The following is a 12,308-nucleotide window of genomic DNA, read 5'->3' on the forward strand; positions in this document are numbered from 1 at the left end:
GGCAGGGTGTTTGGTCGGCTGGATGTGCGAGGCTGGTGGGGTGCGCATAGCGGTGCTTGGGCCTCTCGCGATGTGGGCGGCCGATGGGACTCCGCTCGACATCCGCGGCCTCCGCCTGCGCGGGCTGCTAGCGCGCCTCGCGTTGAGCGCGGGCAGGCCGGTCAGCGTCGAGACCCTGGTCGACGGACTATGGGGCAGTGAGGCCCCGAGTGCGAACGCTCTGCAGTCACTCGTGTCCCGCCTGCGGGCGAGTCTGCCGGCCACCGAGTCGAGCATCTCCGTCCAGTCCGGTCCGGCGGGCTACACGCTGACGATCGGCCCGGACTGCGTCGACGCCCTCCAGTTCGAAGAGCTGGTACGGCGGGGGCGGGCGCTCCCCATGTCCGACCCGGAGCAGGCGCACACGCTCCTCACCCAGGCCGAGAAGCTGTGGCGCGGCGACGCCCTCACCGACCTGCGCGACCTCCCGTTCGCCGCGGTCGAGGCGGACCGGCTGGCCGAGCTGCGCCTCGCCGCCGCAGAGGACCAGGCCGAGGCAGCCGTCAGCTGCGGTCACGCCCGCGACCTGATTACCGATCTCGAACAGCTCGCCGTCACCCACCCGCTCCGCGAGCGCGTACACGAGCTGCTCATCCGCTCCCTGTACGCCGACGGCCGCCAGGCGGAAGCGTTGGCGGCGTACGAACGTATCCGGACCAACCTGGCTGACGAGCTCGGAGCCGACCCCGGCACGCGCCTGCGCGACCTGCATATCGCGGTACTGCGCGGTGACGCAGTAGACCCGACTGCGAAGACAACTACCGTGCCAGCGCCAGCAGCGCCCCGCAGCAACCTGCGCGCGCCCATGACGAGCTTTGTCGGTCGCCGCGAGGACGTGGCGGAGCTGACGCGTCTGCTGAGCAATGGGACCCGTCTGGTGACCATGGTCGGACCAGGTGGTGCCGGCAAGACCAGATTGGCCACGGAGACCGGTAGGACCCTCGTAGGACAGTCCGGCGACGGCATCTGGTTCGTAGAGCTCGCACCACTCGGTGATGCAGCCGACGTAGCGCCTGCGGTCCTGTCTACGCTCGGCGCCAGTGAGTACGTCGACCTGCCGTCGGCACCCTTCGGGCCGAAACACGTTCCGACGAGCCGCGCCGCGACCCTGCGACTTGTCGAGGTCATCGGCGACCGCCGGATCCTGCTCGTCCTCGACAACTGCGAGCACCTCGTCCAAGAGGTCGCCGGCATCGTCGACTCCCTGCTGGCGTCGTGCCCGCGACTCCGGGTCCTGACCACCAGCCGCGAGCCGCTGAGCATCCCCGGTGAGCACCTGCATCCAGTCGGTCCGCTCGGTCTTCCCCCAGAGGACTCGGTCACCGACGAGTACCCCGCGATGCAGCTGTTCGTCGACCGCGCCCGCGCCGTACGTCCTGACTTCCAGCTGACCGACGCCAACCGGGAGGCGGTCGCCGAGATCTGCAGGCGGCTCGACGGGATGCCTCTGGCGATCGAGCTCGCGGCAGCTCGGCTGCGGGCGCTCAACCCGCCGCAGATCGTGGACCGGCTCGCGGACCGGTTCCGGCTGCTCACGAGCGGTTCCCGGACCGCACTGCCGCGCCACCAGACCCTGCGAGCGGTCGTGGAGTGGAGCTGGGACCTGCTGGACCCGGACGAGCAGGCAGTCGCTCGGCGACTCTCCCTGTTCTCCGGCGGCGCAACCCTCGATGCGGCCGAGCAGATCTGCAGCGACGAGAGCATCCCCGCCGAGTCCGTGCTCGGCGTACTCGCATCGCTTGTGGACAAGTCACTCGTCGAAGCGGCGGCCGACGAGAGGTCCGTGCGCTACCGGATGCTGGAGACGGTCCGTGCGTACGGCGCTGAACAGCTGAAGGCCTCGGGTGAGTACGAGCGGTTCAGGCACGCGCACACCATGTACTTCAGCCGCATGCTGCGCAAGGCGCGGCCGAAGCTGCGGACCGGTGAGCAGATCGAGTGGATCGCCCGGTTGACCGCCGACAACGAGAACCTGATCGACGCGCTCCGGACGGCGATCGACATCGGGTCGGCGCGGCTCGCCGTCCAGATGGTCGCCGTACTCGGTGAGTACTGGACGATGAGCGGCCGACCGGCCGAAGCGGTGAACTGGATGCAGGCCGCCCTCGCCGTACCGGGCAAGAGCGTTCCGCTGGACAAGGCCGAGGCGCTGTACCTGCTCGCGCTCGGCCGGATGTCCACCGAGCGGGAACCGTCCACGTCGTTCCAGCAGATGATCCGTGGACTCGCCACGGTCCGCTGGATGACCCGGCGGCACCGGATCCTCGTCGACTCCGGGATCGGCCTGTTCACCAATGCGATGTGGGCGGCGATCCGGCGGGACAAGGCGGCCTGCTTCGCCGAGCTCGAGGCCGCGGCCCGGCACCCGGATCCCTGGATCCGGAACATGGGCCTGATGACGAGCGCCATGTTCCGCGAGAACGAAGGGGAGGTCGACGAGATGGCGGCCACCCTGACGATCGCCCTCGACGGCTTCCGCGAGCTCGGCGACCGCTTCGGTTCGTCGATGGCGCTGCGCGGACTCGCCGGCTACCAGGCCAGCCACGCGGAGCACCAGAAGGCCCTGGAGTCACTTCTCGAGGCACTCCGGCTGGTCGAGGAGCTCGGTACGACGGACGGCGTCGCGCAACTGCTCGGCGGCTCCGCGATGAGCCGCATGGAACTTGGTGACCACGACGGCGCCCGCGCCGATCTGGAGCGTGCCATCCGGCTGTCCGAGGAGACCGGGTCCCAGGCCGGCCAGACGATGGCGTACATCGGACTGGCGCGACTGGCGCACCGCGTCGGCAACTTCGACGAGGCCAGGGAGCTCGCGGAGCGGGCCTACTCGATGCTCGATCTCGTGGCGGAGCGCGTGGCGCCGCATGGACAGTCGATGGTCCTCTCGCAGCTGAGCCGGATCTATGCGTCCACCGGCGACGTCGAGGAAGCCCAACGGCGCGGCCGGGAAGCGGTCGGGCTGGCGCTCAGCACCGAGGACATGCCGGTCGCGGCTGCCGTCGTCGAGGCGTCGACGGACGCGCTCGTGCTGGCCGCCGGGACCAACACCGCCGAGCTGTCGGCGGCTGCCCGGACGCTCGGCCTTGCCGCCGCGATCAAGGGCACGCGGGCGATCCCGGACGCCGACGTACAGCGTCTCGTCGATCGGCTCCGCGATGCCCTGGGCAACGAAACCTACGAGACGGCGTACGGCGAAGGCGCAGCCCTGACCCGCGCCGACGCCGTCGCCGAACTCCGGAAGCGCTACACCGCCGACTAACGACCCGGTCGCCGAACTCCGGAAGCGCTACACCACTAAGCCGTGATCAGCTGGACGGCGAGGTCGCGGAGGGACTGCTGGACGTTCTGCTCCGGTGGGCGAGGGTCGGCGAGCATCCAGTCGTAGACGACGGTGTTCACCGCCCCGAAGAATGACAGCGCGAGGAACCGGAAGTCCTTGCGCTTGATCTCACCGCGCTCGACCGCGGAGTCGCCGAGGGCCTGGACGTTGCGGATCAGCAGCTCCCGGAACGCGATCCGCTGCTCCTCGACCGCCGGGCTGGTGCCGACCACCTCGACGAACGAGATCCGGGCCCGCCGGAGGTCGGCCATGATGGTGCGCAGGTACGAGTCGACGGCTGCGGCGATCCGCTCCCGCACCGGCCGGTCGGCGGTCCGGCGGAGCGCGTCCCCGGTGGTCCCGACCGCCAGCTCGATCACCTGCGCGTGCACCGCGAGGAGCACCGCTTCCTTGTTCTGGAACTCGTGGTAGAAGTGCCGTGTGGACACTTTCGCCTGTGTGCACAGGCGTTCCACGGATGTCGCCGGATATCCTTCGGTCCCGAAGAGTTCGAGCGCGGCAGCCAGCAGCCGTTCCCGGCGCGCGGCCTTCCACTCCTCGACTGACCGCCCGGAATAACGGCGTACGGAGGGTTCCCTCATCACACCTCTTGTCGCTACCCCGTGCCAGATCCCGGACATCCTATCCACCCCTCGGCCCGCGCGTAACCGGGTTACGCCGTGGGACGGTCTTCGCGGAGATCAGCACCGCGAAGACCCTCCCGTCAACGGCTCAGTTCAGCCGCTCGTAGCCGGTCGCGCCGTCCAGAAGCTCCCGGATGATGTCGAGGTGACCCAGGTGCCGGGCGGTCTCCTCGATCAGGTGGCACAGGATGTAGCGCGTCGACGCCGCGCCCGTGTCCCGGATGCCGACGGCCCGCTCGACCTCGTCGAGCTCGAACCCGGCGACGATGTCGCTGGATCGCTTGCACTCGGCGTCGTACTCGTCGAGCAGTTGGGCCAGCGGTACGTCGTCCACGAACATCTCCGCGTCGGGATGGCCGCCCTCCTTCCACGGGGTCTGGCCTTCGTCCGGCGTACCGAGCAGGTTCTCGGTGAACCAGGAGTACTCCACCCAGCGCAGGTGAGCCACCAGCCCGGCAACCGTCATCAGCGGTGACGTCGGCAGGACCTTGCGGTGGGCATCGACTTCGGAGAGGCCTTCGCACTTCGTCCGGACGAGGGAGCGGAGGTGGTCGAGCCACCCGGTGAGCTGGGTCCGCTCGTCGGCGGTCAGCGGCGGCCTCATGCTTCGTTCGGCTTCGTGTAGCCGGTCTTGCCGTCGACGAGTTCTCTGATGATGTCCATGTGTCCCACGTGGCGTGCGGTCTCCTCGATCATGTGGCAAAGGATGTAGCGCAGTGATGCGGCCTCGCCCTTGGCGGCGTACGGGCCTTGTTCTACGACGGCGAGGTCGAGCGGCGCGATCGTGTCGTTGGATCGCCGGCATTCGGCGTCGTACTCGTCCAGGAGCTGGGCGAGCGGGATGTCGTCGACGAACATCTCGGCGTCGGGATGACCGCCTTCGGTCCACGGCGTCTGGCCGGTGTCGGGGACGCCTATCAGGTTGAGCTGGAACCAGGACCACTCGTTCCAGCGCAGATGCGCCACGAGCGCCGCCATCGACATCAGCGGTGACGTCGGGAGCACCTTGCGGTGCGCGTCTTCTTCGGTCAGCCCCTGGCACTTCATCCGGACTAAGGAACGTTGCAGGTCGAGCCATCCGGTCAGCTGCACGCGCTCGTCGGCGGTCAGCGGCGGACGTTGTACTTCGGTCATGTGCGACGAACTCCTTGGTGATACGAAGCCACCCTGGTCAGCCGCAGGCACGGCGAACGGGCAGCACGACGGTCGGACTCGACATCGCGCTCACCTCCTCTCGCCGCCGGCGGTGTCGAAGCCACCGGCAGGAGCACCGTACACACCGCCGTGAGCACCCACCAACCACTTTTCGGCAACGGACCTTGCTCTGAGCTAAGGACAGGAGGTAGTCGGCTGCCGCTCGATCGTTCCCTCCTCAGCCGGGCTCCGGCGCGGGCGTAGCGGGGGACTACCTCCTGTCGTTAGCGGTTGTCCTTGATGCGTTTGGCTTTGCCGAGGGAGCGTTCCAGGGCGTGGGGGTCGAGGACCTCGACGGCGGCGGTGACGCCTACCCGGTCCTTGATGCGGCGGGCCAAGGTGGTCGCCGCGGCTGAGCGATCCGCCAGGTCGGGGGCCGCTTCGACCTGGACTGTCAGTTCGTCGAGGCGGTTGGGGCGGGTGAGGACGCAGAGGTAGTGCGGGGTGAGGCCTTCGACCAGGAGGATCTGTTCTTCGATCTGGGTGGGGAACACGTTGACGCCGCGGACGATCATCATGTCGTCGGTGCGGCCGGTGATCTTCTCCATGCGGCGCATTCCCGGGCGGGCCGTTCCCGGCATCAACCGGGTCAGATCCCTGGTGCGGTAGCGCAGGACCGGGAAGGCTTCCTTGGTCAGCGTGGTGAAGACCAGTTCGCCCTCGGAGCCGTCGGGAAGTACGTCGCCGGTGACCGGGTCGATGATCTCCGGGTAGAAGTGGTCCTCCCAGATGTGCAGGCCGTCCTTCGTCTCCACGCACTCCTGCGCGACGCCGGGCCCCATCACCTCGGACAGTCCGTAGATGTCGACGGCGTGGATGCCGGTGCGTTCCTCGACCTCGGTGCGCATCTGCTCGGTCCACGGTTCGGCGCCGAAGATCCCGATCCGCAGCGACGTGTCCCGCGGATCGAGGCCGCGGGCCTCCATCTCGTCGACGATCGCGAGGAAGTAGGACGGCGTGACCATGATGATGCGGGCGCCGAAGTCCCGGATCAGGTCCACCTGGCGTTCGGTCATCCCGCCGGAGACCGGTACGACGGTGCACCCGAGCCGCTCGGCGCCGTAGTGCGCACCGAGTCCGCCGGTGAACAGGCCGTACCCGTAGGCGACATGGCAGACGTCCCCCGCCCGCCCACCGGCGGCGCGGATCGACCGCGCCATCAGGTCGGCCCAGTTGTCCAGGTCGCTCTTCGTGTAGCCGACCACCGTGGGGCGTCCCGTCGTACCGGACGAAGCATGCACCCGGACCACCTCGGTCCGCGGTACGGCGAACATGCCGAACGGGTAGTTGTCGCGCAGATCCTTCTTCGCGGTGAACGGCAACCGGCTCAGATCGCTCAGATCGCCAAGGTCGCCAGGCTTGAACCCGACCGCGTCCAACGCGGCCCGGTAGTGCGGGACGTTCTCGTACGCCCGCCGTACGGTTGCCTGAAGCAACGAGAGTTGCTGCGCCCGCAGTTCGTCGACCGACAACTGCTCGCCGGCATCACGCAACTCCGGAGGACAGGCGTCACCGAGCATAAGGACTCCCTAGGGACGGGCGAGCAGGGTCGCGATGCCCTGGCCGACGCCGATGCACATAGTGGCCAGCGCGTACCGGGCGTCGCGGTGGCGGAGCTCCAGCGCCGCGGTGAGCGCGAGGCGGGCGCCGGACATCCCCAGCGGGTGGCCGAGGGCGATGGCGCCGCCGTTCGGGTTGACGTGCTCGGCGTCGTCGGGCAGGCCGAGCTCCCGCAGTACGGCGAGCGACTGGGACGCGAACGCCTCGTTCAACTCGATCACCTCGACGTCCGACAACGCGACACCGGTGCGGTCGAGCAGCTTCCGCGTCGCGGGCGCCGGCCCGATCCCCATGATCCGAGGCGGTACGCCGGCAGCGGCCGTCCCCACGACCCGGGCCAACGGAGTCACGCCGTACTGCTCCACAGCCTCACCGCTCATCACGAGCAAGGCCGCCGCCCCGTCGTTCACCCCCGACGCGTTCCCCGCCGTCACCGTCCCGGGCGATCGGAACGGAGTCTTCAATCCGGCAAGCGCTTCGAGCGAGGTCTCGCGCGGGTGCTCATCGGCATCAACAACTGTCACCGCCCCGCGCTTGCCCGGTACGTCGACCGCAACGATCTCCTCGGAGAGTCGTCCGTTGGCCTGCGCCTTGGCGGCCCGTTGCTGCGAGCGCAACGCGAACAGATCCTGGTCCTCGCGAGAGATCGAGAACTCCGCGGCGACGTTCTCCGCCGTTTCCGGCATCGAGTCGATCCCGTACTGCTCCTTCAGCACCGGATTGACGAACCGCCACCCGATCGTGGTGTCGAAGACCTCCGCCTGCCGGGAGAACGCGGTCGTTGCCTTCGGCATCACGAACGGCGCCCGCGACATCGACTCGACGCCACCGGCCACCACGATGTCGTTGTCCCCGGCAATGATCGACCGGGCCGCGTACGCGACCGCGTCCAGGCCCGAGCCGCAGAGCCGGTTGATGGTCGTCCCCGGGACCGAGTCCGGCAGACCGGCGAGCAGCACCGCCATCCGCGCGACGTTCCGGTTGTCCTCGCCGGCCTGGTTCGCGCAGCCGAGGATCACGTCGTCGATCCGGGCCGGGTCGAACGCGGTCCGGTTCAGCAGCGACGAGATCGCGTGCGCGGCGAGGTCGTCCGGACGGACCATCGCGAGCGCACCGCCGTACCGCCCGATCGGCGTGCGGACTCCGTCGACCAGAAAAGCTTCGCGCGTCATGGGGCCTCCACAATGGTTCCGGACAGTTGGCGGCTGCGGCCGCGGAACTCGGCGATCACCTGGTCGTCGCGGGTGACCGTGATGTCGTAGATCGCGTTCCGGCCGAACGACGTCCGCTCGCGGGCCTCGGCGACCAGCAGATCGCCACGGCGTGCCGGGGCGACGAACACGATGTCGCAGGCCTGCGCGACCGTCACCTGGTTGCGCGAGTTGCAGGCGAACGCGAACGCCGAGTCGGCCAGACAGAACACGAATCCACCATGCGCGATCCCGTGCCCGTTGACCATGTCCGCGCGCACCGGCATCTCGAGCCGCGCCGTACCCTCGCCGACCGCCACCAGCCGCATCCCCAGCCCGGCGCTGGCGGTGTCCTCCGCCCACATCGCCGCCGCCACGCGGGCCGCCAAGTCGTCCATCCGTTGCCCAATCGAGAAGAGGCTTGTGACACTCTAGTACGAATCGCGTCAACGACTGTAACATCGCCCTCATGACCACCGACCTGCTCTCCTCCCACCGCGAGCGCCTCAACGGTGCGCTGAAGGCGATCCACGAGCGCGGCTACCACTCCGCGTTCCCGGAGTCACCGAGCCCTCGGGTGTACGGCGAGACCGCGGCGGCCGACGGCAAGGCGGCCTTCGAGGCCCATTTCGGTACGACGTACGCGCTCGAGATCCCTGGATCGCGCGGCACCGTCGTCACCGAGCAGTCGCCGTACGGCATCGCGATGGACGTCTCGTACCCGCGGGTGGTCGAGGAGGGTCTGGACGAGCTGCTGACCGCGGCGCAGCAGGGCCTCGCGGACTGGCGCCGGGCCGGCATCGACGGGCGGACCGGGGTCGCGCTGGAGATTCTCGACCGGCTGCACCAGCGGATCTTCGAGCTCGCCAACGCGGTCCAGCACACCAGCGGTCAGGCGTTCGTGATGGCGTTCCAGGCCGGCGGCGCGCACGCGCTCGACCGGGCGCTGGAGGCGGTCGCGTACGCGCACGAGGAGATGAACCGGTACCCGGCGACCGCGACCTGGGAGAAGCCGGCCAAGGGCGACCCGATCCGGATGGAGAAGACGTTCACGGTCACCGGCCGCGGCGTCGCGCTGGTGATCGGCTGCAACACGTTCCCGACCTGGAACTCCTGGCCCGGCCTGTTCGCCTCGCTGGTCACCGGCAACGCGGTCGTCGTGAAGCCGCACCCGCTGGCCGTGCTGCCGTTGGCGATCACCGTCGACGTCTGCCGCGAGGTGCTCGCCGAGGCCGGTTTCGACCCGAACCTGGTCACCCTGGCGACCGAGCGCGCCGGTGACGGCCTGGCCAAGCCGCTGGCGACCCGGCCCGAGGTGAAGCTGATCGACTTCACCGGCGGCAGCGAGTTCGGCGAGTGGCTGGAGCAGAACGCGACCCAGGCGACCGTCTTCACCGAGAAGGCCGGCGTCAACGCGGTCATCATCGACTCCACCGACTCCTTCAAGGCACTGACCAGCAACCTGGCCTTCACGCTCTCCCTCTACTCGGGCCAGATGTGCACCACCACCCAGAACCTCTTCGTCCCGGCCGGCGGGATCGAGACCGACGAGGGCCACAAGTCCTTCGAGGAGGTCGGCGCCGCGCTCGCGACGGCGATCGGCAGACTGCTCGGCGACGACGCCCGCGCGGTCGAGATCCTCGGCGGCATCGTGAACCAGGCGGTGATCAACCGCCTCGACCTCGCCCCGGAGTACGGCGAGGTGGTGCTGGAGTCCCGCGCGATCCAGCACCCGGCGTTCCCGGACGCGGTGGTCCGTACGCCGTTGCTCGTGGCGGTCGACGCGGGCGACGCCCAGGTGTACGGGCGCGAGTGCTTCGGGCCGGTCTCGTTCCTGGTCAAGACCGCCGATACCGCGCAATCGATCGACCTGTTCCGGAAGACCGTCGCCGAGGGCGGCGCGATGACCGCCGGGATCTACTCGACCGACTCCAAGGTCCTCGACGAAGCGCGTGACGCGGCCCTCGACGCAGGTGTCGCGCTGTCGGAGAACCTGACCGGCCAGGTGTTCGTGAACCAGTCGGCCGCGTTCAGCGACTTCCACGGCACCGGGGCGAACCCCGCGGCCAACGCGACGTACACCGACGGCGCCTATGTCGCGAGCCGCTTCCGGGTCATCCAGTCCCGCCGCCACGTTGGGTAGTGGGTCGATTCGTTTCGGCAGGAATGGAGAGGACTCGCGGCGCTCAAGTTGCTGGCCCGGCGTCGTTGAGCGGACCCTGATGCGGAAGGCATGACAGAAATCTCCATCCGCCGATCCGCCAGGAGAACCGCCGTGACACAAACCGTGACCGAGGCACTCGCCTACTACGACAGCTGGCTGGCGTTCAACCAGCGGTACCAGCGGGTGCCGGGCGTCCAGGTCGCGGTGTACGTCGAGGACGCGATCGCGTTCTCGACGTCGTACGGGATGGCGGACGTGGAGAACGACGTACCGCTGACCGACCAGCACCTGTTCCGGATCGCGTCGCACTCGAAGACGTTCACCGGCACCGCCATCTTCCAGCTGGTCGAGCAGGACCGGCTGCGGCTGGACGACAAGGTGTCGCAGCACGTCACCGAGATCGTCGGTACGCCGGCCGGCGAGCGGACCGTCCGCGAGCTGCTCGCGCACGCCGGCGGCCTGACCCGGGACAGCCTGGACGCGAACTGGTGGCAGTTGTCCACAGCCTTCCCGGACCGCGACCAGTTGCTCGACGTACTGCGGGACGAGTCGTCGGCCGTGATCGCGGAGAACGAGCGCTTCAAGTACTCGAACATCGGCTACGGCCTGCTCGGACTCGTCGTCGAGGCGGCGAGCGGTACGCCGTACAACTCGTATGTTCAGACCGCGATCGTGGACAAGCTCGGGCTGTCGGGCCTCGGCCCGGAGCTGGATCCGGCCCGGCTGAACGAGTACGCCGCCGGGTACAGCGCGCTGACGTACGCCGACACCCGCGTCCCGATCGAGCATGTCGACACCCGTGCGCTGGCCTCGGCGACCGGGTTCTTCGGCAACGCGCGCGACCTGGTGACGTACTTCTCCGCGCACCTGCCCGGCGACAACCGGCTGCTTTCGGACAAGTCCAAGCGCGAGATGCAGCACCCGCTGTGGACGACCGGGGCGGACGAGAAGGCGCGGTACGGCCTCGGCATGGCGGTGAACAAGGTCGGCGACCGGGAGGTGTTCGGCCACGGGGGCGGGTATCCGGGCCACATCACCAGGACCCTGGTCGACCCCGAGCACCGGATCGTCGTTTCGGTGCTGACCAACGCGATCGACGGGCCCGCGTCGCAGTTGGCCGAGGGTCTCTTCAGGCTCCTCGACCTCGCCGAGTCGAAGGACCGCGGTGAAGGCGACCTCGACCGCTTCACCGGTCGCTTCGCGAACCTGTGGGGCGTCACCGACTTCGTCGTGATCGGCGGTCGCCTGTACGCGACCGATCCGTCCGGCCTGAACCCGGCCGACGAACCCCAGCCGCTCGAGGCGGACGGCGACACGCTCCGCGTCACCGGCGGCAACGGCTACGGCTCGTACGGCGAGTCGTACCGCTTCACGTTCGACGCCGACGGTGCGGTCAAGACGGTCCACGGCTCCAGCGGCCTCAGCCTCGAGCCCATCGAAACCTTCACCCTCCCCGAGCGAGTTACCGTGGCCCAGTGACAGTACACATGCCACGCCTCCGGCGCGGCGGGTCATGGGGCTTTAACTCCCGTCCTTCCCTCGTCGCTCCGGTCGCTTCGCTCCCTCCGCTCCTCAGTCCAGGACGGGAGGCCCCATGACCATTCACGGCGACCATCCGTTTCTGCCGCCTGAGGCTGAGCGGAGTCCGGTACGGCGGTTGCGGGGACGGCTGCCGTCGCCGGTCGGGCTGTGGACGACGGCGTACGACGGGAAGCGGGCCGGGCTCACGGTGTCGTCGATGCTGGTGGCCGACGGCGAGCCCGGGTACGTGATCGGGCTGCTCGACCCGGACTCGGACCTGTGGGAAACGTTGCGCGAGGCAAGGACCGCGGTGGTGTCGCTGCTCGGCGAACCGCACCGCCAACTGGCCGACGCCTTCGGGTACGTCGCACCCGCTCCGGGCGGACCGTTCCGGATGATCGACTGGACGGACACCGCCTGGGGCCCGGCGCCGGCCGGCGTCAGCACCTGGGCCGGCTGCACCCTCGTCGACCCCGACCCGCCCGAAATCGGCTGGGCGCTCCAGGTGCAACTGGAGATCGCGCACGTAGAGCTCGCCGCGGACGACGTACCCGCGCTGGTCCACCGCCGCGGACGGTACGCGACGATCTAAGTGCTGCTCACACCCTGACGTTTTGCGCAGTGCGGATGCGCGCAGGGACCGATCGAACCCGGAATGTGCGCGCTCTCACACTGTC

10 protein-coding genes are annotated in these 12,308 nt (G+C 69.1%); 4 read left to right on the forward strand and 6 right to left on the reverse strand.

What is annotated here, in order from left to right:
* Positions 1–52 precede the first annotated feature (52 nt).
* Complete coding sequence (locus tag EV651_RS09910; RefSeq protein ID WP_166658554.1) at positions 53–3,298, forward strand: BTAD domain-containing putative transcriptional regulator; 3,246 nt, start codon at positions 53–55, stop codon at positions 3,296–3,298.
* 35 nt (positions 3,299–3,333) lie between these two features.
* On the opposite strand, the gene EV651_RS09915 is transcribed toward EV651_RS09910, so the two are convergent.
* From EV651_RS09915 to paaI, 6 genes are all read right to left on the reverse strand, one after another.
* Positions 3,334–3,960, reverse strand: coding sequence for a TetR/AcrR family transcriptional regulator (locus EV651_RS09915; protein ID WP_133784300.1), 627 nt, complete (start codon positions 3,958–3,960; stop codon positions 3,334–3,336).
* A gap of 130 nt (positions 3,961–4,090) precedes the next feature.
* Positions 4,091–4,606 (reverse strand): DinB family protein, encoded by a 516-nt coding sequence (locus tag EV651_RS09920; RefSeq protein WP_133784302.1) that lies wholly within the window; start codon positions 4,604–4,606, stop codon positions 4,091–4,093.
* Positions 4,603–5,136 (reverse strand): DinB family protein, encoded by a 534-nt coding sequence (locus tag EV651_RS09925; protein ID WP_133784304.1) that lies wholly within the window; start codon positions 5,134–5,136, stop codon positions 4,603–4,605. Before EV651_RS09925 ends, EV651_RS09920 begins: the two co-directional genes overlap by 4 nt.
* Before the next feature lie 284 nt (positions 5,137–5,420).
* Positions 5,421–6,716: a phenylacetate--CoA ligase PaaK gene (gene paaK, locus EV651_RS09930; RefSeq protein ID WP_133784306.1), complete on the reverse strand. Its 1,296-nt coding sequence runs from the start codon at positions 6,714–6,716 to the stop codon at positions 5,421–5,423.
* A gap of 9 nt (positions 6,717–6,725) precedes the next feature.
* On the reverse strand, positions 6,726–7,928 hold the full coding sequence (gene pcaF / locus EV651_RS09935) for a 3-oxoadipyl-CoA thiolase (RefSeq protein WP_133784308.1): 1,203 nt from the start codon (positions 7,926–7,928) through the stop codon (positions 6,726–6,728).
* Positions 7,925–8,344, reverse strand: coding sequence for a hydroxyphenylacetyl-CoA thioesterase PaaI (gene paaI, locus EV651_RS09940; protein ID WP_133784311.1), 420 nt, complete (start codon positions 8,342–8,344; stop codon positions 7,925–7,927). Before paaI ends, pcaF begins: the two co-directional genes overlap by 4 nt.
* Positions 8,345–8,415: 71 nt before the next feature.
* Between paaI and paaN the strand changes: the two genes are divergently transcribed.
* From paaN to EV651_RS09955, 3 genes are all read left to right on the forward strand, one after another.
* On the forward strand, positions 8,416–10,089 hold the full coding sequence (paaN, locus tag EV651_RS09945; RefSeq protein WP_133784313.1) for a phenylacetic acid degradation protein PaaN: 1,674 nt from the start codon (positions 8,416–8,418) through the stop codon (positions 10,087–10,089).
* 132 nt (positions 10,090–10,221) lie between these two features.
* Positions 10,222–11,589: a serine hydrolase gene (locus EV651_RS09950; RefSeq protein WP_238156777.1), complete on the forward strand. Its 1,368-nt coding sequence runs from the start codon at positions 10,222–10,224 to the stop codon at positions 11,587–11,589.
* Between the two features lie 115 nt (positions 11,590–11,704).
* Complete coding sequence (locus EV651_RS09955; protein WP_133784318.1) at positions 11,705–12,223, forward strand: flavin reductase family protein; 519 nt, start codon at positions 11,705–11,707, stop codon at positions 12,221–12,223.
* Positions 12,224–12,308: the final 85 nt, after the last annotated feature.

Source organism: Kribbella sp. VKM Ac-2571 (assembly GCF_004362255.1).
Lineage (GTDB): Bacteria > Actinomycetota > Actinomycetes > Propionibacteriales > Kribbellaceae > Kribbella > Kribbella pratensis.

Coding starts and splice junctions, on each gene's coding strand:
- EV651_RS09915 (WP_133784300.1), bottom strand. CDS start 3,960: ATGAGGGAACCCTCCGTACGCCGTTATTCCGGGCGGTCAGTCGAGGAG.
- EV651_RS09920 (WP_133784302.1), bottom strand. CDS start 4,606: ATGAGGCCGCCGCTGACCGCCGACGAGCGGACCCAGCTCACCGGGTGG.
- EV651_RS09925 (WP_133784304.1), bottom strand. CDS start 5,136: ATGACCGAAGTACAACGTCCGCCGCTGACCGCCGACGAGCGCGTGCAG.
- paaK (WP_133784306.1), bottom strand. CDS start 6,716: ATGCTCGGTGACGCCTGTCCTCCGGAGTTGCGTGATGCCGGCGAGCAG.
- pcaF (WP_133784308.1), bottom strand. CDS start 7,928: ATGACGCGCGAAGCTTTTCTGGTCGACGGAGTCCGCACGCCGATCGGG.
- paaI (WP_133784311.1), bottom strand. CDS start 8,344: ATGGACGACTTGGCGGCCCGCGTGGCGGCGGCGATGTGGGCGGAGGAC.
- paaN (WP_133784313.1), top strand. CDS start 8,416: ATGACCACCGACCTGCTCTCCTCCCACCGCGAGCGCCTCAACGGTGCG.
- EV651_RS09955 (WP_133784318.1), top strand. CDS start 11,705: ATGACCATTCACGGCGACCATCCGTTTCTGCCGCCTGAGGCTGAGCGG.